23 protein-coding genes are annotated in these 23,725 nt (G+C 68.3%); 11 read left to right on the top strand and 12 right to left on the bottom strand.

Translation table 11 applies throughout. The annotated features are described in order from the left end of the window. The first annotated feature begins 22 nt into the window (after positions 1 to 22). The 7 genes from DN051_RS40785 to DN051_RS40755 all read left to right on the top strand — a co-directional run bounded on the left by DN051_RS40785 (position 23) and on the right by DN051_RS40755 (position 10,827). Entirely contained in the window at positions 23 to 1,162 is a 1,140-nt protein-coding gene (locus DN051_RS40785; RefSeq protein WP_112437495.1) for a hypothetical protein, read from the top strand. Beyond that, positions 1,159 to 2,661: a hypothetical protein gene (locus tag DN051_RS40780; protein WP_112437496.1), complete on the top strand. Its 1,503-nt coding sequence runs from the start codon at positions 1,159 to 1,161 to the stop codon at positions 2,659 to 2,661. Before DN051_RS40785 ends, DN051_RS40780 begins: the two co-directional genes overlap by 4 nt. After that, a complete protein-coding gene (locus DN051_RS40775) occupies positions 2,651 to 4,012 on the top strand; it encodes an AAA domain-containing protein (protein WP_112437497.1) in 1,362 nt (453 codons plus the stop codon). The genes DN051_RS40780 and DN051_RS40775 overlap by 11 nt, the downstream gene beginning before the upstream one ends. 149 nt (positions 4,013 to 4,161) lie before the next feature. Beyond that, on the top strand, positions 4,162 to 5,631 hold the full coding sequence (locus DN051_RS40770) for a DUF3375 domain-containing protein (RefSeq protein ID WP_246040816.1): 1,470 nt from the start codon (positions 4,162 to 4,164) through the stop codon (positions 5,629 to 5,631). Beyond that, complete coding sequence (locus DN051_RS40765; protein ID WP_112437499.1) at positions 5,628 to 6,218, top strand: DUF4194 domain-containing protein; 591 nt, start codon at positions 5,628 to 5,630, stop codon at positions 6,216 to 6,218. Before DN051_RS40770 ends, DN051_RS40765 begins: the two co-directional genes overlap by 4 nt. Beyond that, positions 6,215 to 9,652: an ATP-binding protein gene (locus tag DN051_RS40760; protein WP_112437500.1), complete on the top strand. Its 3,438-nt coding sequence runs from the start codon at positions 6,215 to 6,217 to the stop codon at positions 9,650 to 9,652. The genes DN051_RS40765 and DN051_RS40760 overlap by 4 nt, the downstream gene beginning before the upstream one ends. Continuing rightward, entirely contained in the window at positions 9,649 to 10,827 is a 1,179-nt protein-coding gene (locus tag DN051_RS40755; RefSeq protein WP_112437501.1) for a Wadjet anti-phage system protein JetD domain-containing protein, read from the top strand. Before DN051_RS40760 ends, DN051_RS40755 begins: the two co-directional genes overlap by 4 nt. Before the next feature lie 362 nt (positions 10,828 to 11,189). Here the strand turns inward: DN051_RS40755 and DN051_RS45540 are convergent, their stop codons facing one another. From DN051_RS45540 to DN051_RS40745, 3 genes are read right to left on the bottom strand one after another with little or no spacing between them, the layout of a single operon-like run. Then, a complete protein-coding gene (locus tag DN051_RS45540) occupies positions 11,190 to 11,816 on the bottom strand; it encodes a hypothetical protein (protein ID WP_159054302.1) in 627 nt (208 codons plus the stop codon). Beyond that, positions 11,813 to 12,340: an RNA polymerase sigma factor gene (locus tag DN051_RS40750; protein ID WP_112437502.1), complete on the bottom strand. Its 528-nt coding sequence runs from the start codon at positions 12,338 to 12,340 to the stop codon at positions 11,813 to 11,815. The genes DN051_RS45540 and DN051_RS40750 overlap by 4 nt, the downstream gene beginning before the upstream one ends. Continuing rightward, complete coding sequence (locus DN051_RS40745; RefSeq protein ID WP_246040815.1) at positions 12,337 to 12,636, bottom strand: hypothetical protein; 300 nt, start codon at positions 12,634 to 12,636, stop codon at positions 12,337 to 12,339. The genes DN051_RS40750 and DN051_RS40745 overlap by 4 nt, the downstream gene beginning before the upstream one ends. Positions 12,637 to 12,933: 297 nt before the next feature. On the opposite strand from DN051_RS40745, the gene DN051_RS48010 reads away from it, so the two are divergent. Continuing rightward, on the top strand, positions 12,934 to 13,689 hold the full coding sequence (locus DN051_RS48010; protein ID WP_112437503.1) for a Wadjet anti-phage system protein JetD domain-containing protein: 756 nt from the start codon (positions 12,934 to 12,936) through the stop codon (positions 13,687 to 13,689). Here DN051_RS48010 and DN051_RS40735 read toward each other — a convergent pair. The 7 genes from DN051_RS40735 to DN051_RS40705 form a co-directional block, all read right to left on the bottom strand. Continuing rightward, a complete protein-coding gene (locus DN051_RS40735) occupies positions 13,680 to 14,150 on the bottom strand; it encodes a hypothetical protein (RefSeq protein ID WP_246040814.1) in 471 nt (156 codons plus the stop codon). The two genes, DN051_RS48010 and DN051_RS40735, sit on opposite strands and share 10 nt — an antisense overlap. A gap of 48 nt (positions 14,151 to 14,198) precedes the next feature. After that, complete coding sequence (locus DN051_RS40730) at positions 14,199 to 14,588, bottom strand: hypothetical protein (RefSeq protein WP_112437505.1); 390 nt, start codon at positions 14,586 to 14,588, stop codon at positions 14,199 to 14,201. 99 nt (positions 14,589 to 14,687) lie between these two features. Then, positions 14,688 to 15,029, bottom strand: coding sequence for a cyclic-phosphate processing receiver domain-containing protein (locus DN051_RS40725; RefSeq protein WP_112437506.1), 342 nt, complete (start codon positions 15,027 to 15,029; stop codon positions 14,688 to 14,690). A 7-nt stretch (positions 15,030 to 15,036) separates the two neighbouring features. Further along, positions 15,037 to 16,446: a hypothetical protein gene (locus DN051_RS40720; RefSeq protein ID WP_162624718.1), complete on the bottom strand. Its 1,410-nt coding sequence runs from the start codon at positions 16,444 to 16,446 to the stop codon at positions 15,037 to 15,039. Beyond that, positions 16,443 to 17,240, bottom strand: coding sequence for an AAA family ATPase (locus tag DN051_RS40715; protein ID WP_246040813.1), 798 nt, complete (start codon positions 17,238 to 17,240; stop codon positions 16,443 to 16,445). The genes DN051_RS40720 and DN051_RS40715 overlap by 4 nt, the downstream gene beginning before the upstream one ends. Before the next feature lie 17 nt (positions 17,241 to 17,257). Further along, positions 17,258 to 18,082 carry an AAA family ATPase gene (locus tag DN051_RS40710; protein ID WP_112437509.1) on the bottom strand — a complete coding sequence of 275 codons (825 nt, stop codon included), beginning with the start codon at positions 18,080 to 18,082 and terminating at the stop codon, positions 17,258 to 17,260. After that, positions 18,079 to 19,680 (bottom strand): Mu transposase C-terminal domain-containing protein, encoded by a 1,602-nt coding sequence (locus DN051_RS40705; RefSeq protein WP_246040811.1) that lies wholly within the window; start codon positions 19,678 to 19,680, stop codon positions 18,079 to 18,081. Before DN051_RS40705 ends, DN051_RS40710 begins: the two co-directional genes overlap by 4 nt. A gap of 1,081 nt (positions 19,681 to 20,761) precedes the next feature. Between DN051_RS40705 and DN051_RS40700 the strand changes: the two genes are divergently transcribed. The 3 genes from DN051_RS40700 (at position 20,762) to DN051_RS46950 (ending at position 22,595) form a co-directional block, all read left to right on the top strand. Then, positions 20,762 to 21,766: a DUF932 domain-containing protein gene (locus DN051_RS40700; protein ID WP_112437510.1), complete on the top strand. Its 1,005-nt coding sequence runs from the start codon at positions 20,762 to 20,764 to the stop codon at positions 21,764 to 21,766. 300 nt (positions 21,767 to 22,066) lie between these two features. Continuing rightward, complete coding sequence (locus DN051_RS46955; protein ID WP_246040810.1) at positions 22,067 to 22,312, top strand: hypothetical protein; 246 nt, start codon at positions 22,067 to 22,069, stop codon at positions 22,310 to 22,312. A 37-nt stretch (positions 22,313 to 22,349) separates the two neighbouring features. Next, positions 22,350 to 22,595 (top strand): hypothetical protein, encoded by a 246-nt coding sequence (locus DN051_RS46950; protein WP_246040808.1) that lies wholly within the window; start codon positions 22,350 to 22,352, stop codon positions 22,593 to 22,595. 173 nt (positions 22,596 to 22,768) lie between these two features. Here DN051_RS46950 and DN051_RS45535 read toward each other — a convergent pair whose 3' ends face one another. Both DN051_RS45535 and DN051_RS40690 read right to left on the bottom strand, forming a co-directional pair. Further along, positions 22,769 to 22,987, bottom strand: a complete 219-nt coding sequence (locus DN051_RS45535) for a hypothetical protein (RefSeq protein ID WP_162624719.1) — start codon at positions 22,985 to 22,987, stop codon at positions 22,769 to 22,771. A 152-nt stretch (positions 22,988 to 23,139) separates the two neighbouring features. Next, complete coding sequence (locus DN051_RS40690) at positions 23,140 to 23,670, bottom strand: Imm21 family immunity protein (protein WP_112437511.1); 531 nt, start codon at positions 23,668 to 23,670, stop codon at positions 23,140 to 23,142. Between the last annotated feature and the right edge of the window lie 55 nt (positions 23,671 to 23,725).

Raw genomic sequence — 23,725 nt, 5'->3', positions numbered from 1 at the left:
CCCCTCAAGGATCTACGAGACCGTGAAAGAACCAGTCGACGACCGCCTCGCCGCGCTTCGCGGATCCGCGAAGCGCCTGGACTACAACGCCCGGTCGCTGGCGGCCCTGGAGAACAACCCGCGCTGCACGCTGCGGGCCCTGCTGGACGCCTCCGGCTCCGACAAGGCCGCGATCGCCGCACACGTCGGCCATCCCCCGTCTTTCGGCCAGTCCTCCTTCGCCATCACCCGCGGCAACGCCTTTGAGGCGATGGTGAAGGACAACGGCTGCGCGGAGCTCCTGCGCGTCCTGCGCGAGACCTTGAAGCTGACACTGCCGGAGGTGGGCTACGAGGACCTCAACGATGTCGGCGGCGACGGCCGTTCCAAGGAACGCCACGAGCGCACCGAGGAGGTCCTGCTGCGGGCTGCCCGGGGCGAGGGCGACGGTACCTTGTTCGACCACCCGATGCTGTGCCTGCTGATCGGCGGGCACAAGGCGTACCTGGAGCCGGACCTGGTCGCCCTTCGCATCGACGGACGCTTCTACGTCGTGGAGATCAAGAGCTTCCCGATCATCGACGAGCAGGCACCCCCCGCACAGGTGCGGGCGGCGACCACGCAGGCGTGCGCGTACATCATCGCGCTGCGCGACCTGCTCGGGCGGGCCGGCATCGGCGAGGAGGTCGTCTCCGACACGATCGTGCTCGTCGCGCCGAAAGACTTCACCAACCGGCCGACCGGTGCCTTCGTCGACGCCCGCAAGCAGGTGGCCGCTCTAACCCGTCAGCTGTCCCGCATCGAGCGCATCGGGGACCTGGTGGATCTGCTGCCCGAGAACCTCACCTTCGACCTGGCCCCGGACCCGGAGAATCGGCCCCGGCGCCCGGCCGAGGAGCTGACCGAGGCGCTGGACCAGGTCCTTGTGACGTACCGCCCGGACTGCCTGAACCACTGCGAAATGGCTTTCTACTGCCGCTCCCGCGCCCGCGCGGAAGCCTCGCTGGATGTCCTCGGGCCTGTGGTGCGCGAGCAGTTCGGCGGCATCGACACCACGACCATGGTCATGGGACTGGCGCGTGGAGAACTGACGCCGAGCAAGGACCAGGTGGAGATGGCCGCGGCCCTGCGGCACGCCGCACGGCTGCGCGCAGAACTGGAAGACCTCGGGGGTGCGGCATGAGCGTGCTGTCGGCGCTGGCACACGTGCAGGCGATGGAATCGATGCAGGCGGTGCCTCTGACGAAGTTCCGGCACCGACACCTGTCCGGCCGGCCACTGGTGATCGTCCCGCTGGCCATGGCCGGAGAGGCCGGGGCTCCGCTGGCCGCGATGGTCGGCTCCGCCAAAAGGAACGGAACCCTGCTCGTAGTGGCCCAGCCCCGCAACCGCGACCAGCGGTTCGCGTTCGCCGCCGACCTCGGCCAGATCGTGATGGACTACATCGACTCCTTCCGCCAGGACCGCCGCGGGCAAGGCGAGCGTTCCCGGTACACCGACGCGCCTCAGATCCTGGTTCCCAACCCCAGCGGCGTCAAAGCCCTGGCCGACCTGGGCCGCATGTGCCGCTTCCGCGCGACGTCCGGTCCCTACGCGGTACCGGACGTCGTACCGGAGTTCGGCATGTGGCTGACGTTCCTGATCGAGCGGGCCGAACAGGCCGGCACCTCCCTGCTGCTGTCCGTCACCGAAATGCTCACCGAGCACTGGGCGACAGGCCAGAGCACGCTCGAGGACCAGAATCTCGCCTCTCTGATGGCTTGGATCTCTCCCCCGTCGGGCTTGAGCGTCGAGCAGGCCATGGCCGATGCGGAGAATCCGGACGTGTGCCCGCCAGCAGGCCCGTCGACCTCCCCCGAGTTCGACAACCGCGACCTGGCCCCGGCGATCAGAAGGTTCGACACGGCCCGCACGCTCGGCGATCCGCATGCGCTGGCCGCCGCCGAGGCCGAACTGCGGGAACTGATCGCGGGACAGATCCAGCCCACCTGGCGCACGGTGTGGCAGGCCATATCACTGCTGCGCTCCGTACCCGAAGCACCGCGCACCGCCAAGCGCTTCGAGGGCGACTGCAGGGATTTCACGAAGTACTCCGACTACCGGGACTCCGACGGCCTCCCGCAGCGCAAGCGGGACACCGCGATCGGTGCAGCCCGGCGGCTGAGCCGGCTGGAGCGCGCGTTGGCTGAATTCGAGTCCGACATGGCGTTCGACGACCGTTTTGTGCTGGCCGACCGGCGCAGCGCCGGTGAGGCGTTCGCCGGGACAGTCGTGGAGACCGAACCAGGCCGGACAGCCACCACGGACAACAACAGGCGGGTGCCGCGGCCACTGGTCACCGTCCGCACCGAGGATCCCGTGCGGCTTGCCGCCGACACCAAGCTGATCAGCCCGTCCATGCCGGCCGGCCACAAAGCCATGATCGTCTCTGTCCTGCCCGACGGCGATGCCACACGTATCACGGTGGAGGTCAACGCCGGCATGGGACACGGCCGCGTCCCGAAGCCGGGCACCGTCCCGGAGCCCGGTCAGTACGTCGCCTACCTGCCCGATCCGGGGTGGCGCCCGACACCGCAGTTCCCGGCCTCCGACGCCACCCCATGGACACACAGCGCCTCCGACACGAGCAACACCGAGGTACCCGAGAACGCCGCCGCAGAGGAGTGGGGCAATGAGGACTGACACCACCGCGACGCCCGAACCGGCCGCCTCCGACCCGGCGACGGCCGCCACCGCTGCAACCCAGGCGATTCTCGCGAACATGGCCAACGGGCGTCACAGGGCCGTCGTCGTCGACTCTCCTCCCGGCGCTGGCAAGAGCACCCTGGTCGTCCGCGCCGCCCACGAACTGACCGAGGGCGGCGAGCGCCCGATCATCGTCGCCCAGACCAACAACCAGGTCGACGACCTGGTCGTGCGCCTGGCCAGAGAGCATCCCAGCATCATTGTCGGACGGCTGAGCTCCAGCACGTACAACCCGCCTCCCACTCTCAGTGCCCTGACGAACACAACCGTCGCCCGTACCCTGGCCGACCTGACCGGCTGCCGCATCATCGTCGCCACCGCCGCCAAGTGGGCCACCGTCCGCGACGCCACGTTCGGCTGGGCAATCCTGGACGAGGCCTACCAGATGCGTTCGGACATGCTGCTGCAGATCGTCGAACGCTTCGAGCGGGGCCTGTTCGTCGGCGACCCCGGCCAGCTGGACCCTTTCACCATCGTCGGCACCGAACGCTGGATCGGACTGCCACACGACCCCACGCAAAACGGCGTCAGCGTGATGCTGGCGCACAACCAAAACATCCCCATGCACCGGCTGCCGGTGTCCTGGCGCCTGCCGTCCTCGGCCACGCCCACCATCTCCCGGGCGTTCTACCCGTTCACCCACTTCACCGCCGGAACCGGTGAAAGCGCGCGCGCCCTGGAGTTCTGCACCACCGGGTTCGGCCGCACCGATCTGGACGAGACACTCGCGCAGGCGTTCACCACCGGCTGGGCCCTGCACGAACTGCGTCGCCGGCACGTCCCGCGCACCGACACCGAAACCCTCCAGACCGCCGCCGACCTCGCCGGCCGGCTGCTGGACCGCGGAGCGGCCGCCACCTGCGAGCGGCACCCTGGCGGCCGGCCCCTGCAAGCCAGCGACATCGCCATCGGCGTCACCCACCGCGACCAGGCCGACCTCGTCCGGACCGCGCTCGCCCGGACAGGCAGCCCCAGCGCGCCAAGCGTGGCGGTGGACACCGCGAACCGGCTGCAGGGCCGGGAGTTCGAAGTCGTCATCGTCGTACACCCCTTGTCCGGCCGCCGGGACGCCACGGCCTTCCACCTCGAGGCCGGGCGGCTGTGCGTGCTTGCCTCCCGCCACCGGCAGGCGTGCATCGTCGTCGCCCGCGAGGGCATCGCCGACCTCCTGGACAGCCACCCCTCGACCGACCCGGTGCACCTGTCCGTGCGCGCCAAATTCCCCGACGGCTGGGAAGCCAACCAGATCATGCTGGACAAGCTCGCCCAACACCGCATCGCCGCATGACGCCCGGGCGGACGCCTGTGCGCGAGGTGAAATTCCGTCAGGATTCGCAAGTTCATTCGCTTTTCGGGTTTTGTCAGTGCCGGTTTCTACAGTGAATTCATCTGCAGTGCCCAGAGCGGGACAGATGTTGCATGCGATCAGGGGGTTGCGTGGATTTCGATCAGGTCACGGAGCTTGTTCGCCATCCGGCATGGGTGCTGCTGCGCGCGGACAACGCCGCCTTGGTGTTGTCCTTCTGCGGCACGGTGTTCGTGGACGAGAACGCGCGCGGTGTGCCGGAGACCGTGCTGGAGTCCCGGCTGGACGACCGGCTCTACCTCCTCAACGAGGAAAAGCCCGGCTCCTTTCCCCGGTCCGCCGACGTGTATCTGGCGGAGTGGACGAAGAACGGCTGGCTGCGTAAGTACTACCCGCCTGGGGAGGATGAGGCGCATTTTGACGCGACTGCGGCCCTCGAGAAGGCCGTGGCCTGGGTGCGGGATCTGCCCGCACGTTCGTTCATCGGAACCGAGTCCCGTCTGAACACCGTCGTCGCGCTCCTGCGGCAGATGGCGTTCGGAACGGAAACCGATCCGCAGACACGCATTGACGAACTGCGCCGGGAGCGTGACGCGATCGACGCCCAGATCGCCCGGCTGCGCGCGGGTGAGGTCGACATGCTGTCCCCGCTCGCACTGCTGGACCGCTACCAGCAGGTGGAGAGCACCGCGGTCGAACTCCTGCGGGACTTCCGCGAAGTGGAGGCCAATCTTCGGGAACTGGACGTACGTCTGCGCCACCAGGTCGCCACCGCCGAGGGCGGGAAGGGAGAGCAACTGGCCGCGTTCCTGCTGGACCGCGACGAGATCGCCCGGTCCGATCAGGGACAGAGCTTCCAAGCGTTCTTCGATTATCTACTCTCCCCCCGCCGCCAGCAGGAATTGCGGGAGCTGCTGCAACAGGTCAACCAGCTGCCACAGCTGGAAGGCAGGGCCAACCAGAACCTGCTGAAGATCCCCTTCGCCTGGCTGGAGGCAGCCGAGAACACCCAGGACACGGTCCGGCAGCTGACCGAGCAGTTGCGCCGCTTCCTGGTCGACCGCAGCCGAGCAGAAGACCGCCGCGTACTGGCGCTGGTGCGCTCCATCCAGCGTCACGTCACCGCCCTGGAAGGCCGGGCCAACCTGCCCGGCATGGCGCTGGACGTCTCTCAGGCACATCTGACGCTGCCGATGGAGCGGCGCCTGTACATGCCGGTCGAACGCATCGAGCTGGACACCGCCGCTGTGGAGGAATCCGACGACGCGGAGGTGGACATCTCCGAGCTCTTCTCCGGCGTCCGCGTCGACACCGAGGCGCTGGCTGGTCATGTCCTGGAGGCGGTCGCTGCAAGCCCGAGCGGCCAAACAAACCTGGCCGCCATCGTGGACGACCACCCGCTGACCCTGGGGCTCGCGGAACTGCTCGCCTACTTCCAGGTGGAGCATCCGGACCTGGACATGATCGTGGACCCGGACCGCACCGATCTCCTGGTCTACCCGCGCGTCCACGTGCCCGGGCGCACGCAGGCGAGGGTGCCGCACGTGACGTTCGTACGCGACGAAGGCGGCACCGCCGCCGGAAAGGCGGAGCATCAGTGAGCGACGCCCTGACCGTCCCCGTGGTCCACCTGCTGAAAGCGGGTGTGCTTTATCAGAGCGATGCACCTGCCGTCTGGGAGCAGATCGTCAGCCAGCAGGCGGCGATAGGCGACTACCTCAGCGTGATCGGCCTCGACGTCGTCATCGACCGCGCCGAGGGCTACGCCTACGTCCGACAGCAGGATCTCGACTCTCGTGACGACGGCGCCACGGTGCCGCGGCTGGTCACCCGCCACCGGCTCTCGTTCCCCGTCAGCCTGATGCTCGTCCTGCTGCGCGGACGACTCGCAGACAGCGACACCGACTCCGCCGACCCGCGCCTGGTACTCACCCGCGACGACCTGGTCGAGATGATCCGCGGCTTCCTCCCACCACGCAGCAACGAAGCCCAGCTCGTCGACCAGATCGACGCCCACATCAAGAAGCTCGTCGACCTCAAGGCACTGCGCCAGACGAAACAGACCGGCACCTACGAGGTCCGCCGCCACATCAAGGCCCTGGTCGACGCCCAGGCCCTCAACGACTTCAACGACCTCCTCGCCACCTACCGCGACGCTGCCTCCACCACGGCCAAGGACGACACATGACCCTCACCACCAACCCGGCAGCGCTCATCCCACGACAGGCAACCACCGCAGAGCCTGTCGGCACGTCCGGCGTCGGCCCCGGTTACCGGCTCACGCGCCTGGAAGTGCTCAACTGGGGCACCTTCCACCGCACCACCTGCACCTTCACCATCGACGGGCACTGCGCCCTGCTCACCGGGGGCGTGGGATCGGGCAAGTCCACCCTCGTGGACGCGCTCACCACGCTGCTTCTGCCCGCCCACAAGATCGCCTACAACAAAGCGGCAGGCGCCGACGCCAAGGAGCGCGACCTACGGTCCTACGTTCTGGGCCATCACAAGAACGAGCGCGTCGAAGCCTCCGACACCACACGCCCCGTGGGACTGCGCGACCACACCTCCTACAGCGTGATCCTGGGCGTCTTCACCAACTACACCCTCGGCACCCACCTCACGCTCGCCCAGGTCTTCTACTGGACATCCCCGAACAGCACCGGGCAGCCCGAGCGGTTCTACCTCACCGCCGAGGCACCGCTGTCCATCGACACCGACTTCACCGGCTTCGGCACCGACATCACCGACCTGCGCCGGCAGCTGAAACAGCGCGGGGCCACCATCCACGGCAGCACATACACCCAGTACGGCAAGGCACTGCTCAGAGGCCTGGGCATCCCCAGCCTGCAGGCCCTGGACCTGTTCCACCAAACAGTGTCAATGAAGGCCGTGGGCAGCCTGGACGAGTTCGTCCGCGAGCGAATGCTGGAGCCGTTCGACGCGAAGACGGCCGTCGACAAGATCGTCGCCCACTTCGACGCGCTCACCGCCAGCCACAACGAAGTCGTCCGGGCCCGTCGGATGATCGAGGATCTGACGCCGATCGTGGTGGCATGCAACCGGTACGACACCGTCCGGGGGGAGATCACCGCCCTGGACAAGCGCCGCAGTGCCGTCCCCGCGTTCTTCGCCCAGCACCGCCACCGGCTTCTCACGGCACGTCACACCGCGCTTATGTCCGGTGCGGCGGAACTGGAGGAACTGCAGTCCACTCGCGAGCGGCAGCTGGAGCAGCTGCGCGGTACTGCGGACGGCCTGCGGCGCCGTATCGACGGCGTCGGCGGGGAGAAGCTCATCTCCCTGACCGGCCGGATCAAAGAGCTCGGCCGCGAACGTGAACGGCGCCGCAAGCGCGCCACCGAGTACGACACCTGGCTCGCGCAGGCCGGCATGGATCCCGTCACCGACGCCGCCTCCTTCCGCGAACGGACCGACCAGATCTCCACCGCCCGCTCCCGGGCCGAGGAACAAGAGCAGCAGGCCCGCGGGAAACTCGACAATCTCGCCATCGCGCGCCACGGCAACACCACCGCGACCGACGCGCTGCGGCGCGAGATCACCAGCCTGCAACAGCAGCGCTCCAGCATCCCCGCCCAGTTGCTGGCCCTGCGCCGCGAACTCGCCACCGCCACGGGCGTCTCCGACGAGGTCCTGCCGTTCGCCGGCGAGCTGATCCAGGTCCGCGACGACGAAGCCGAATGGGCCGGCGCCGCCGAGCGCGTACTGCACGGGTTCGCCTTGTCCCTGCTGGTCCCACACGCCCACTACGACACAGTCTCGGCCTGGGTCAACGGCCGTCACCTGGGCCTCAGACTGGTCTACTACCAAGTCCCCGCCCACACACCCCTCACCACGCTGCCAGACGACCCCACCCTGCTGACCGCCAAACTCCAGCTCAAGTCCGACAGCTGGGCCCGCGACTGGCTCGCCGCGCGGCTGCGCTCGCGTGCCGACTACCTGTGTGCCGAAAACCTGGACGCGTTCACCCGCACCACCCGGCCCGCCGTCACCCGGCAGGGCCTTATCAAAGGCGGCGGAGGCCGCCACGAGAAGAACGACACCCACCGCATCGACGACCGGCGCAACTGGGTGCTGGGCTGGAGCAACCAGGCCAAGCTCGACGCCCTCCTCGCCGAGGCCACCCGCCTCACCCGCGAAAGCGCCGACATCACCACGGCCACCCGGGAACTCGAGAAGCAGCAGCGGGCCCGCGCCGGAACCAGTGCCGCCCTCACCCTGCTGGCCAGCGTCGACGCCTACGCGGAACTCGACTGGCCAAGCACCGTCGCGGACATCGAGCAGTTCGAGCAGCAGAAGAGCGCCCTGGAAGCAGAAGCCGGTCTGGACAAGCTCACCGCACAGCTCCGGCGGACCGAGGACGAGATCGTACAGATCAGCAAGACGTTCACCACGGGGCAGGAGGAGCTGGGCGGCCTGCGCCGCGACGTCCAGCACATCGCCGACCTGCTGGACAGGACCACCACGTTCCTCGCGACGTGCGACCTCGACGGCATGGCGGAGCACGAGGACGCCCTGAGGAAGTTCCTGCCCGCGGCCGACGGCGACGGCCTCCTGGAGATGCTGGACGACGCCGAGCGTCATGCCGAAGAACGGCTGCTGCGCAGCAGCAGCAGCCGCCACGACGCCCTGCGCCACGCCAGCAGCCAGGCAGCGGGGCTGATGACCGCCTTCCGCGGCAGATACCCGGTCCACACCGCCGAGCTGGACAACACCATCGAATCCGCCGACGGCTACCGCACGTTGCACAGCCGGCTCACCGACGAGGACCTGCCCCGGTTCGAGGAACAGTTCCTCCTGTACCTGCGCACCAACGTCATCCGCGACATCGCTTCCTTCCAGGCCCATCTCGGTGCTCAGGAACAGCAGATCCGCGAGCGCATCGACGTGATCAACACCTCGTTGGCCGGCATCGACTACAACCCGGGGCGCTACATCCGGCTCAACGCCGCCCCCACGCCGAACAGGGAGGTCCGCGAGTTCCAGCACGACCTGCGCGCCTGCACCAGCGAAGCGCTCTCGAACGACGCCGGCGACGCGTACACCGAAGAGAAGTTCCTCCAGGTCAAGGCGCTCCTCGACCGCTTCAAGGGCCGCCCGGAGCACACCCGTCTCGACAAGGAGTGGACCGCCCGGGTCACCGACGTGCGGCGCTGGTTCGTCTTCTCCGCCAGCGAACTCAACCGTGAGGACGACGCCGAGTACGAAGTCCACTCCGACTCCGGCGGCAAGTCCGGCGGCCAGAAGGAAAAACTCGCCTACACCATCCTCGCTGCTTCCCTCGCCTACCAGTTCCGCATCGACCCCACCGCCGCCAAACCCAAGACCTTCCACTTCGTCACCATCGACGAAGCCTTCGGACGCGGTGACGACCCCTCCGCCCACTTCGCCCTCGACCTGTTCCAGCGCCTGGGTCTGCAACTCCTCGTCGTCACCCCGCTCCAGAAACTCCACGTCATCGAGCCCCACGTCACCCGCGTCGGCTACGTTGACCGCCCCGACAAGACCCGCTCCCGCCTGAACAACCTCACCATCGAGGAGTTCCGCGCCCGCAAGCAGGCAGCAGCCCAGCAGGCGAACCAGCCCCCGAAGGAGCAGTCGTGACCCCGGCAGCATGGACCCGCCCCGAGCATGTGGTGGAAACCCTGCGCCGCAAGTGGACCAGCGGCCGCTACCTCACCGCCGCCGCGGGCGGTCACCCCTTCGAACCCATCGGAGTGCCGCTGAAGGGCCCGACCGCGGCCGACGCCCTGCAGCACTACGAGCAGGCGCTCGCCTGGGCCCAGTGCTGGGCCCCCGACCGGAACCCCCATCTGCGCATCCAAACCAAATCCATCGGCGGCCGCAACGGCACCCCGTCGAATACCGTTCCGGCCCGAGCCTGGGTCGACACCCGCGACCGCCTCTGGATGCTGCTCCGCGTCACCACCCAGGTCGACAGCTTTCACACCCTGCACGAGCAGACCGCACGCCAGGACCCCGGCATCGCACGGTGGATGGCCGACCATCCCATGAAGGTCCTCGCCCACGCTGCAGACTGGCACCAGCTCGTGCGCACCACGTGCTGGATCCGCGACCACGACACCGAGGCGGTCTACCTGCGCGAGATCGACACCCCGGGCGTTGACACCAAGTTCATCGAGACCAACAAAGGAATCCTCGCCGAACTCCTCGACTGTGTGCTCCCTGAAAGCCGCGTCAACGCCATCGCACCGAAGAGCGATCTCGTCGCACGGTACGGCTTTCGCACCAAGCCCATCTACATCCGCCTTCGCTACCTCGGCGACTCCCCCCTGCCATTCAGCGAACTCACCGTCCGCGCCGAGGAACTGGCCCACTGGTCCCCAGGGGTACGCACCGTCTTCGTCCTCGAGAACGAGATCACCTACCTCTCACTGCCAGCAGTCCCCGACGCCATCGCCATCCTCGGCTCCGGATACGCCGCCGCCCTGCTGCGTCATCTGCCCTGGCTCGACGATGTCGACCTCTGCTACTGGGGCGACATCGACACCCATGGCTTCGCCATCCTCGACCAGGTCCGAGGACGCTTCCCGCACACCACGTCACTGCTCATGGACCGCGCCACCCTCCTCGCCCACGAGTCCCACTGGGGCCAGGAGAAGACCCAAGCACGCGGCGGCCTGACACACCTCACCCCCGAGGAGGCCCACCTCGACCGGGACCTGCGGACCGGCGCCTACCGGCCGCACCTGCGCCTGGAGCAGGAGCGCATCGCCATCACCGCCGTGCGAGAGGCACTGACACAGCACCGGGAATGACACCCAGGGCTGCAGACACCGGACAGCCGCGGACCAGGGCCGTGGTTGTCGAGGAAAAGGCCGCTTCCGCGTCCGCCAGGCAAGCGGTCTGGAGCTCCCCATGCTCCAGCCTCTGCCCCTACGAGGCCCACAGCCTACGGGCGCGGCCGAGCACGACAGACACGCCCGAATCTTGATCACCCGCCGCGCTGGGGTGGGTCCGTGAGTCGTTTTGCGGTTCTGGAGATGCAGCAGCGGCCCGCCAGTGTGGCGGGCCGCTGCCTCAACGAGTCGTTGTGCCTCAGCGTGAGGCACTCATGATGAGTCTGCCTATAGGACGGATCTCGTTTCAACTTGGTGGGACGGCAGAAGAATGGTTCGCATCAGCGGCGCCTTCCATCTGTCATGCGGTCAGGGTGCTGCAAGTACTCTTCGATTTCCCTCACCAGCTGCTTTGCGTCTTCACTTAGCCCTGGGTTGGCTGCAGCACTCAGCGCCATTTGAACTGCCGCAAAAGTGCGGGATCCAGCAGTTGCGCCGCTGGCTTTCCACACGAACAGTGCTGCACTTTCTTCCAACTCAGGTGGCGGAGAAGAGTCGACTGACGTATTCTCTTGCTCCTGCTTTTCCGCATGAAGCATTTCCAGATAGTCCGCCGCGTCCGCGTCGCCTCGTTCTGCCGCCCATTGCCACCAGGCCAGGGACTCTTCATCCCTGTCCAGATATTCCAGGAGTTCCGCGATCCGGCGTGTTTCCTGTGCAGTGGCTTTCCGCGCGCACTCGCGTGCCAGCAGTAGGACGAGTTCACCCTTGGCTTCGATACGGTCTGGGTCGTCCGGACATTCGGCGGGGGCCGGGGGCCAGCCGGCAAGCTGGCCCCCCTCCGCCTGTGCCGAGTCCTCGGGTGTCCGCGGACTCTCCGAAAGGGCCTGCTCGGAGCGTTCGAGCAGGGCCCATACGGCGAGGAGCCGGATGGCGCCCTGCTCGTTTTCCCTGTCCCAGGTGGTCATGCGGTTTCCTCCTCGCCGGTCTCGTTGACGAACTTCTTCAGGTTCATGATGGCCATGCGGATGTACTTCTTCACCGACTCCTCCTTAAGGCCCAGGCGCCTCCCCGCTTCTTCAGGACTGAAATCCTGAAGAACGCACAGGGTGATGGCCTGCCGCTGCCGGTCGGGAAGTTTGGCGACTAGTTCATCGATACCCTCTTTGATCATTTCGTAGGCGGCATCGGGAATACCGGTCTGGGATTCCTGTTCGGGCAGTTCCTGCAACGGGGCAGGAACCATGCGCTGGTTACGCCGGAACTGGTCGATGACCGCGTTCCTCACCGCGGTACGGCCGTAGGCGGCCCGGTTACCGGGCCGCGCCACGATCTTTTCCCACGACGTGAACATGCGCATGTACGCGACCTGCACGGCGTCTTCGGCGCTGTGCAGGTCGCCGCCTGCTTCGGCCCGGGCTACGCGGGAGAACGCCGCGCTGGTCTCGAGGACGAACGCCTCGAAGTCCGTGCCCCGGTCGGGCTCGGTCACGCAGCCTCCTGGGAGGTGATCGCCCGCTGGTCCGGCTCCGAGTGCTTGTAGAACAGCCACGCCGGCTGCCCTTCCTCGAAGCGGGCCGCGGCCCCGCCCTCCGGCAGCGCCGCCGCCATCGCAATCATCGTTGCGCGCTGCTCGCGCTCCGTGCGAACGTGCAGATACACCGTCAGGCACATCTCCATCGCGCTCTTCGTACGGCGCAGCGCGTGGTACGCCAGGAACAACAGCGGGATCGAGATCCCACCCGCGCCCGTCCACTCCAGCCAGGTCACCGACCGGCCTCCCGTCATCGACTCGTTGATGAGGGCCTATCGCCCTCACCACCTACACGCGCCGAGAGGCCCGAATCCGGACGCCGTGACCCAACTTTTTTCCCACGCAGCCCTATTGCCACGCCAGACCCTTACTGACCTGCAGAAACACCGACCCGTAGGGGCCGGGTCAGAGAACTCGTCGTGCAACCGGCCAGAAACAGCGGGCGACTTCGAGGTGCCCGCGCCGGCAGGGCAGGCCCGAGTCGGCACCTGCTGCTGGTTTCAAGCCGGAGACCGACGCGTGACCGGTGACACCACACAAGTCGTACAGATGTGCCGGTCGGCAATCCAGTGCGGGCGGTTCGGCCAGATCTCCCGCTGCCGCCGGTCCCCGGCGCCATCGCCGTCCTCGGCTCCGGATACGCCGCTGCCCTGCTGCGTCATCTGCCCTGGCTCAACGACGTCGACCTCTGTCACTGGGGCGCCAACAACACCCATGGCTTCGCCATCCGCGACCAGATCCAAGGACGCGTCCCGCACACCACGTCACTGCTCATGGACCGCGCCACCCCTCCTCGCCCACGAGTGCCACCGGCAGCAGAAGACACAGACACGCCTCACCCCGAGGAGGCCCGCCTCGACCAGGACCGGGGCTACCGGCCGCACCTGCGCCTGGAACAGGAGCGCACGCCATCACCGCGGTGCGAGAGGCACTTGCGCGGCACCGGGCCTGACACCCAGGGCAGCAGACACCGGACAGCCGACGCCAGGACCGTGGCCGGGGCCACTCCCGCGTCCGACCGGCCAAACAGTCCGCGGTCCCCTGCACTCCAGCCTCCACCCCTGCCGGTCTCACAGCCACGGGTCGCGGCCAAGCTCGACGAACACGCCCGAATCTTCGTCACCCGCCAGCACCGACCGGCAGCCCGCCGGTCAACAGCGACCGACACCTGGAAGGCTGAACCAATTCGGTCCTTCGAGTTCCTGTCCAGCCACGCGATGCAGCGTCTACGGGAACATCAGCCCAGGCCGGAGCTCGCCGACGCCTGCGTGGCCTGCACGATCGGGCACGACCCTGGTCACCGGTAGAGGAAGTCCGTCCAGCACCTCTGGAGTCCGGCGACCAGGGTGACGGCGGTGTCCGCCGCCTCGCGGCGCTGCGCAGGTTCACGGGCGGTGTACATGCCGCTGCTGGTCCGTCCCCGAGCGCGGTACTCCGCGGCGAGCCGGCAAAAGGTGAGCGAGGGGCGAAAGAGGGTGTCCGCCGTCGCGGCTTCGTCGACAAGCTCGGCCGGCAGGCCACCGTACACCTCGGTCGCAATCCAGCAGGCCCAGTCCACCAGCTTGTGCGTCGCCCCCGCGTCCTGAGCGAAACGGTCGAGCAGCATCGAACGGCAGTCCTGGCATCCGTCCGCGGTTGCGTACAACAACTGGTCCAGCAGGGCGTCCTCTGCCCGGTCCGGAACGTCGGGCAGGTGCAACCTGGACGGCGGGACGAACTTCCGGCGCTGTTCCGCCCTTTCCCTGTGCGGATGGTCAGTGGTGATCACGATCCGTTTTCACGCCTCCCCGGCACGCTCGTCGTGCAGCACAGCTCATCATCGCGCGTCCCCGCGTGCGGATGCCGGTCTATTCACGCTTGAAGGCTGCCTTCGAGAGTGCGGACGCAGCAGGCGGGCCTGGTGGTGCCAGACCGGGCCGGGGTACGGGTAGTCGAGCGCCGGGATGGGGTGGCCGGCGTCCCTGACGAGGGCTGTGCGGCGGTAGCCGAAGGATTTACTGAACAGATGGAAGTGGCCCGGTGCACCTTCGAGCTGACGGAAGAACCGGGCGGCTTGCAGATAAGGCCGGGCGTGGGGCGGGATCGCGTACCGGACGCGGGGCGGCAGATGCTCCTGGTCGTACGCGCCGCTGAAGGGCTCGGGCAGGGCGAGCCGGGAGCCGTCGTGATGCACGTCGTCGACGGTGGCGTGGACGAGGCGGTCCACAGCGAGGGCTTGAGCTTGCGGTCCATCGTCTTGTTGCCCGGCGAGGCGGCCTCGACACCTTCGGCATGCGCTGGTGACAGGGTGCTGTGCCGCAAGCTGTCATTGGGTGGCGGCTCTGCGAACGCGGTACTTCCAATGTGAAAGGGACCGCACAACAGTCTCGGCCCCGATGGGGTTAGCGCTGTGCACGTAGACGGTGCCGATCTGGAACGGGTGTCCATAAAAGGCGGCCTCTTCCAGGAGGGTCACCACCGGCATGATGCTGTCATCCCCGCCGAGGTCGTGGTCGAGCCAGAGCTCGTCGATGAAGATGTGCTGGTGCTCCTGGAGGAGTTGGACTCCTTCACGGCTCGTACGGGCGAGCCGTGTCGCTCGGGGCAGCGCCCTGAGGTCGTCAATGGCGAGGATGACCGGTGTCGGTTCAGGAGAGGGCTGCTGCACCCGACCATCATCCCCGCAGGGCGGCGGGCAGGTGTCGGCAGCGGGCGGCGGTGTGCCAGTCCTGTGCGGGGTGCGGGTGTGTGACGGCCGGGAAGTCGAGGCCGGCGTCGCGGATGAGGTTGTCGAAGCGGACGGGGGTACCGAAGCAGCCGGCGAACAGTCCGAGGTGGTCGGTGGTGCGCGGGGTGCGGCGGCGGAAGGCGAGGGCGGCGGTGAGCAGGGGGCGGGCGCGGGGCGGGATGGCGTACATGTGCCGCGGGCCGGGTGGCGTGCCGATGTAGATCCGCGAGTCGCGGTCGATGGCCAGGCGGGTGGCGTGCTCGTCGACGCTGGCGATCTGGGTCATGGCCAGCAGGGACTGATCGGTGCCGGTGAACAGCAGGGCGGCCGCTGCGGCAGCGCGCAGCGGATTGGGCAGGTGTGTGGCCAGGGCGTGGGCCCGGCGGGGGGTGATCGGCACGGTGGTGATTCCGGGGCCGCCCCGCTCGATGAGGTCGTCAGGGACGTCGAGTTGGAGGTGCCGGCTGAGGAATCCTCTCTGGGCTCCGCGTACGCGGGCGAGGGTGTGCTGGGGGCTGGGGCTTGAGACGGTGAGGCGGGCCAGGAACAGGCGCAGACCTTCCAAGTCCGGCCAGTGACCGCTGCTTTCGGGGACGGCGTCCTTGTCCTGGGGGACAGCGCCCTTGGCATCCTTGGTCCGGGGCGCGGCCGATGGTGCGGGTCGGCGGGTGAGCCAGGTGCGGGCGGCGGCGTAGCCCGCCTGGTACTGGCCGTCGGTATGGGCGAAGTCGGCCTCGTTCAGGCGGCGCTTGCACTCCTCGCGGAAGGCGGCCACGTCTGTTCGGGGCAGGTTGGGCAGCCGGTGCACATGATCGGACGGCGGCGGTCCCGGGCACCGGCCCGGGGCGGGCGGGCCGATGGCGTCCAGGATGGACGCAGTGTCCGATATCGTCCGCAGATCGGTGAGGCGGGCCGCGGCCAGCCGTGTGCGCAGGCGCAATTCGGCGGCTTCGGTGGGTGTATGGGCCACGAGGACGAGGCGGATGCCGGTCTCGGCACGCCAGGTGGCCAGGCGCTCCAGGCGTTCGGGTGTGAGGCGGTGGGCGCGCAGCACGGTGGCTTCCCTGATTCGGGTGGTCAGGGTCCAGCAGGTCACCGCGCGCCAGGCCGCGTCGGTGGCCATCCGCTCGGCGTCAGGGCGGGCGAAGCTGTCGCGGCCCATGGCGCGCAGCAGGTCCAGGGCGAGGTAGGCGAGGCTGTTGGTGTGCGGGGTGGGGTCCGTGGTGATGCGGCCGTCCTCGGGGTGGGCACGCTGGTGAGCGGCATGGTGGATGGCGTGGTCGTCGCCCGCATCCAGGAGCAGCCAGACGGGCGGCACTGTGGTCGGCGCACAGGCGGCAAAAGCGGGTGGGGTCATGGGCGGCATGAGGTGTCGATGCGGTTCAGGGTGTGCTGCAGCAGGCCGGGGTCGGGCTGGTGGCGGCCGGTGGCCTTCAGGGTGCGCTGCACGTGGTGGGTGAGCAGGGCCCAGCGGCGCAGGCTGCCGGAGGCGAAGACGCCGTCCAGGAAGAGGAGTTGATCCGGCGTAGTGGTCTGCCACATCGGGTGCAGGGCCTGGGCCGCGTACGGGATCTGGTCGCGGGTGAGCGGATAGAGGGTCAGCCACCGTGCGGTGCGGGTGGCCAGCATCTGCTGGGCGCGCAGCGCCTTGGCACCGCGCTGGCCGGCGATCAGGACCACGCACAGGCCCGAAGGGGTGGCGTCGTACAGGAACCGCAGGTACTCGAAGCAGGCCTCGGGCATCCGGTCGGCCTCGTCGACCACCACGATGTAGGGCTGGGTGGCGAGCGTGCGGCGGATGAGTGTGTCGGCGAGGGCGGGTGCGGCAGGCGCGGTGCCTGGCAGGCCGAGGGTGTGGTGCAGGTGGGTACGCAGATCGGCCGGTGTGGGCCTGGCCCCCAGCCGCAGCAGGAGGCGGGTCGTGGGGAAGCGGGTATGGGCACAGTGGTGGACGGCGAAGGTCTTGCCGACTCCGGCGTCGCCCAGCACGCACAGAAAGCGCCTCTGCCCGTGGGCGTCGGCCAGGGCGTCCTCGACGGCCGCAAGTGAGGGGGTTGCGACGGTGCGGGCTCCAGCCAGGCCCAGGAAGTGCAGGCGCCGGGGCGCGGCTGCGGTGGCCGGGGACAGCGGCTGCGTGCCGGTGTCGGGCAAGGCGGCTGGGTGATCGGTCAGCATCGGGCCAGGGCCCAGTCGACGACCTCGTCGTCGACCTGTTCGGCGCCGAGATAGTCCATGCCCTTGAGCACATGCTTGGTCACCTTGACCCACTCGCGGAACGAGCCGAGCGCGTACTGGGTGTCGATCCGCTTGAGCAGCGCTTCGTCCACGCCCCGCCACACGGGGTGGGAGTCGGGAACCGTTTTGAGGATCTCGTCTTCGGTCATCGCCAGGATCTCCAGACGGATGTAGATCCTGGAGGCCAGTGCCGGGTCGCTCTGCAGCGTCTCGTAGGCCTCGCGGCCGCCGACGAACATGATGGCGGGCTGGGGATCGCAGTTGTCCCACAGTTTGCGCAGGAACTCGAAATTCTCTCTGCGGTACTGCTGTGCCTCGTCGCACACGATGACGTACGGGCGGCGCGGCAGGCTCTCACGCAGCAGTTTGTCGAACGCGGTCGGTGTGCCGGGCATCTTGCTGTTGAGCCGCATCTGGTGGAACAGCTCCTCGCGCAGGTCCTTCGGCCCGGGGCGGGAGCGGGCGAAGTCGAGCGGGAGGATCAGGTCCGGGTTCATCTCCTGGACCGTGGCCCGGGTGGAAAAGCTCTTGCCGAGCCCCGGGCCGCCGTAGATCACCGACATGGCCCTGGACTCGACGGTGTCGATGACGGTGTCTTTGATCTGCAGCAGGGTGTCCGTGGCGACCAGGGTGGAGTCCTTGAGGCCGAGAAAGTGCTGCGGGCGCAGGTCGGGGCGGCGCCTGGATGTCTGGCTCGCCAGGGCGGCGGCCGGCTGGCGGCGCTGGCCGGGGTGTTTGCGCTTGGGGGCGGTCGTCACGAGGCGTCGTCCTTGGATGCGGTGTGGTTGAGGTCTTGGCCGGGTCGTTTCCACGTCGCCGGAACGGGGGTCAGGGGCCGGTACGGCTGGGCGCGGCGCCGCGGCGTGGCGGGCGCCTTCGTGCCGTCGAGTTCGGCGCGGGCCTCCTGCTCGGTCATGCGCAGGGCACGGATGGGCACCTCGGGCCGGGTGGACGGCAGGTGGCGTTCCCGCCGGCGCTCGCCGGAGCGTTGCAGGGCACGTCGCAGGCTTTTGCTGTGCTCGTCCCGCTCGCGGAGCACCTTGGCGCGCAGTTCCTCGCCGGCCTCGTTGCTGAGGAAGGCCCGGCCCAGGTAGCGGTTGCCGCGAAAGGTGTACAGGTCGATCTCGTGGGTGTGATGCGGCATCCACCGCACCCGCACCTCGAGCCCGATCCGGCCCACCCCGTTCTCCGGCATATAGGCGCGGCCCCCGAACTCCACCCCATGGCTGGTGATCTTGCGGACCCTGTGGTCGCTCTCCAGCATGAAGGCACGCAGCTCGCAGGCGCGCGGCTCGGGCCGGATCTCAGTGGGATCCGCCTGCCAGGCCTCAAGCGGCGTCATCCCCGTGCGCTCGATGACATGCACGGTGTTGTGCTTGTGAACCCACTCCCCCAACAGGCCCACGAACGCCTCGAACGTCAGCGGCGGATCCGAATCACCCAGACGGCGGCGGTGATCGAGCCGGGGCGCCTTCGTGTAACGGGGCAGATCAGCGAAGAAACGCGTCATGCTCGTACGGTTCAGCCGCTCGACACCGCCCTTGTGCCGGGCACTGCGCACACGGTGCACAGGGACACCGAGCAGACCGAAGGCCCGTCGGACCGTTTTGGACAGGAAGTCGGCACCGCCATCCACGCGCACCAGATAGGGCAGACCGCCGGCCGGACCATAGGGCTCCTCGCGCAGCACCGCCATACGCACCGCCGCCAGGACCGAACCCCGGTGCGCGGAGCCGGCGGTGACCGCCCAGCCCATCACATGGCCAGTACCGCGGTCCTCGAACCACGTCACCCACACCCTCGACGTCTTCCCGTCCGGCATCAACACCACGGTCTCGGCCTGTTTGTGATCCCCCTCCCACACCTCGTTCCGCGCCACCGCCGGCCGCTGAAAGCAGGGATCGAAACCGCGGGCCGCCGGGATCCCCTCGCGCAGGCCCGCCATGAAACCCGGATCAAGATCCCGCGCGATCGCATCGTGCAGCGTCGTCAGCCCCGGCGGCTTGCGGCCCGCAGCCACCGCCATCTCGACCAAACGCTCGTGAGCGCGCTTCACGTTGCCCTGATAGTCGGCAAGGACATCGATGACCTCCTCGGTGACCCGGAAACGGCGGCGTTCCGGCTTCTCCGCGGATCCGGTCTCCTCCGCTTGGGCCAGCCAGCTCCACACCGTCCTCTTGTGCACGCCCACCGCGTCGGCGACCAGCCGCACATGCGCCGTCGTCAACTCCCCCGCGGCCCGCAGCCGCAGCAGCTGAGCCACCGCCGCAACCCTCAGCTCATCCCGATGCCGCCCCAAACCGTCATCCCCGGTCCCCAAAGCGGCCACGGTCTCAGAAGCGTCGCCGCCCACCATCACCAGAGCCGATACCCGCACACAGAGCGAACCGGTAACCAAGCAGTGATCACAGCACCAGCCTCCGGACAGTCAACTACCGCCCCCACACGAGGCAGTTCACGTCACACCCGTGACAGGCGCGACGAATGAGACGCTAAAGCCGACACCCCCGACAAGAGCCCCGCCGATCACCTGGACGGATGACAGAGACCCCCCTTTCACCTCCGACTCACAACCTCATGCGCTATAGAGCCCGCCTCGAAGGAGATCCGACGAACACCCCACCAACCGATCCGAGAACACACCACCACCAAATCCGGAACACCACCACCAAGATCAACCAGCCGAAACACCCACCGGCCAGCACAAAAACAAGCCAGCACCACTGACGAGAAAACCCGAACACCCCAGTGACACCCTCCCCGAACCTCACACTGGTCCCCCGAGGTGCGTCCGCTCAGCCCGCCCGCCCTTGTCCTTCTTTCTTCCTGTCTGGGGCGGGGTGCCGGGGGTGTGCAGAGGGGGATGTCGGTGCCCCGACCATGCGCGGAGACTTTGGTTGATCTGGGGATATGCGGGTGGTTGGGGAGATGCTTGTGTCGGAGATGTTGTCGGAGATGTTGTCGGAGAAGGTGTAGGAGTCGGTGTCGGAGTTTGTGTAGGAGTTGGTGTAGCAGACTTATGCGGCCTAATGGACATGTTGAAGGTGATTCCTGGCCGGAATCGCCGAACGCGTCCACAGGTGGAGCATCACGGCGCTGACTCAGCGTTGGGAGCGGGCGTCGGCGTGAGTGACGGTCATGTGTTCGGCGGCGGGCGCATGTTGTGCGTCCGCGGGCGGGATCCCTTGTGCGTCGAGGAGTTCTCGCGTCTGCCTGGCTGCGGCTGCCTGGCCGAGAGTGGGGTCTGGGTGATGTGCGAGGCTTACAGGGAGCCTGAAGTGCTGGGCGGTGGCTGGCAGTTCTTCACTTGGGGTGGGGTGGGTCGGAGGCTTCGGGGGGGTTGCTCCACTCCCACCAATAGGTATTATGGAACTAGTTTGGAAGGGTTGGCCCCCTGCCGGACCGCCGAAAGTTCGTCACCCGAAAGGAAGCCCAAAGTGGCTCACGAGATCGAGCAGTTCACGGACGGCACCGCCGCTTTCGCATCCGCCAACACGAGTGCCTGGCACCAGCTCGGCACCGTCACCGACGGCGCCATGACCGCCGAGGAGGCCATGCGCATCGCGTCTCTGTCCGGATGGAACGTGCGTCTGCTGCCCCTGACCGCGACCGACATCACGGCCGGCGGCACCACGCCGGTGGAGGTCGCGCAGCACTTCGCGACCGCGCGCACGCATCCGAGGACCGGCCGTACGCAGACTCTGGGCGTGGTCGGCAGCGACTACCACCCCGTGCAGAACGAGGAGCACGCGGAGTTCCTCAATCTGCTGGCCGACGAGTCCGGTGCGCACTTCGAGACCGCTGGATCGCTCAAGGGCGGCCGTCAGGTGTTCCTGACCATGAAGATGCCGCAGGGTCTCACGATCGGCGGGAACGACGACGTGGACCTGTACATCGCAGCGTTCAACAGCCACGACGGCGGCTCGGCGTTCCGCGTCGTGGTGACACCGGTCCGGGTGGTGTGCGCGAACACCATGCGCGCGGCCATCCAGGGGGCCCGGTCCTCGTTCATGGTGCGGCACACTGCCGGCGCCAAGGCCCGTATCGCGCAGGCTCGTTCCGCCCTCGGTTTAACGTTCCGGTACGCCGAGGAGTTCGAGCGGGCGGCACAGCGCATGGTCGAGGCCGAGATGACGCTCAGTGAGCTGAAGTCGGTGGTGGACGAGCTATGGCCGGTCAAGGACAGCGGCCACGCACGCGCCAGGACCAATCAGCGCCAGCGGTGGGGGGCGATCTCGAACCTGTTCGAGCACGCCGACACGCAAGCCGGCATCCGGGGCACGCGTTGGGCCGGTTACAACGCGCTCACCGAGTACGCCAACCACGTCGCCCCGACCCGCGGCAAGACCGCCGCCGAGAAAGCGGAAGCCCGCGCCGAGCGGGTCATCAGCGGAACGGCGAACGACCTGATGGAGAAAGCATTCGCCCTCACCACGGTCTGACCTGATCAACACCAGGCGGGCACCCGTACTCCCCCACCCCCGCGGGTGCCCGCCCGGACGCCCCGCAGCCCCGCAGCCCCGCAGCCCCGCCCAGGGCACACCGCCCGGGCGCGAGGCGCGCACCCCGCCATAAGGAGCGCGGAGCGCCCCCGGACTGCCCTTGCCGCGTGGTGGCAGCGCGTCGCGGCTGCGGAGCGGGCCGCGCGCGGCAACGCGTCTGAGGCTTCCTGCGCTCATGCCGCGCCGGCTGACACCGAGCGAGTCGGCGCCACCGCCCACCGCCCCCACGGATGGCCTTTCATGTCCATCCCGAAGTGGAAGATCAAAGGCATCGTCGACGATCTGACCGTGTGCGGCTGTTGCGGCCGCCGCGGACTCGGGAGCGCCATCGCGATGGTGCCGCTGGGCGCCGACGGGAACGAGGACGGCGCAGCCGAAGACGGTCGCGCACTGCGGCACGGCGTGGGCCGCTACCACGCTGAGCTGGACGCAGAACGAGGTCACTGGCGCCGCGCGTGCCGCCCAGGCCGAGTCGGATCAGCGTGACGCCCAAGCCCGCCGGATCGTCAGCATCTGCGCCCCGGTGGTGCTCGCGCGCGTCCGCGACAGGGCCCGCGTCTCCTGCGGCCGCAACCAGCACCGGCGTGACACCGGTGTGATGGCAGCCGAGGAAGTGGCCGAGCTGCTGGCCCATGCCCGCGTCACGCTGGCCGGCACCACAGCCGGCCCGGCCCGCCCGTCGCGGGCCGAGGACTTCTGCCGCTACCTCTTGATCTTCTCCTTCTCCAGCGACGCGCGGATCCACCTCGTACGGCAAGCCGCCGGATGAGGCGGAGCGCCAGGAGCAGGTCTGCACAGCCCGGCGACGCGCGGACCGGATGTGGGGCAGTGTCCGGGTCGTGGCCGCCCTGGACGCCGAAGCCGCGCGCGATGTCGCGTACTGCGACGAACTGACCCGCCAGCAGAACGCGAAGGCCTGGCAGGCCGCTCATGCCTGAGACCTCACCCGCGCCCCGGCTGCTCATCAGGAGTCGCGTCACCTACCACGGCAGCATCACCGAGATGCACGGCCGCCCCCTGTACCTCCTGCCGTGCAGGTGGTTCGCCCGATGCCAGGCCTGCCGGGAGCACGACGACGAGTCCGGCAAGCGGCACCCGATGGAACGCGACCGCTTCACAGCGGTCGACCTTCCACTTCGAGTCGATCTGCGAGTCGTGCATGTTAGTCACCACGATCGAGTTCCGTCCCGCTCTCGAACGCCTGCGAGACGATGCAGCAGCCAAGGGGCAGGTCGCACGCGAGCAGATCTTCGATGGACTGCTCAGCCGATTGGACGGAGAAGCGTCCTGAACTCCTCCCCGATGCGGCTCGGTCAGTGTGACGACCAAGGCAGAAGGTGGATCACCCCAACCGAGGTCTCCTCGATCGGCGAGGCATAGACGGCGCGGACTGCCCAGCGGCCGGGCCGAATCGGGACGGGCGCTTGTTCAGGCAGGCCACCGCCGGCCGGGTACGCGACACCCAGCTCGGCCCCGGCTGTCACGGAGTCCATGAGCACCGCCGGGCCATCCGTCTCCCAGACACCGCGCTCCTCCCACGCGGTGTTGGGGTCAGCAAGCACCGTATTGGCCGCGGCGATGAGATCGACCTCGCAGTTGGCGCCCAGCCAGCGAACGAACGCTTGGTGTTCCGGCAGATAGCAGCTGCTGGCGGGCTCGTCCGCCAAGACAAGTCCTTGGGCGCCCTCCTCGCCGACGGCAATCACCCCGGCGAGGCTCTCTACCTCGCAGGCGCGGTCATAGTCGTCCCGAACGTCCCCGTCGCCGACGACCATCCCCGACTGTGTGCAACCACGCCACCAAGCCAATGCGGAAACCGGCACTGCTATCAGCGGGCCACCCATCGACTCAACCCAGACGGGGGAAGTCTCGGCTGAGCTGGCTGTGGTGGAGGAAGAC

This window comes from Streptomyces cadmiisoli, assembly GCF_003261055.1.
Lineage (GTDB): Bacteria > Actinomycetota > Actinomycetes > Streptomycetales > Streptomycetaceae > Streptomyces > Streptomyces cadmiisoli.
This window is presented reverse-complemented; position numbering and strand designations above follow the sequence as displayed.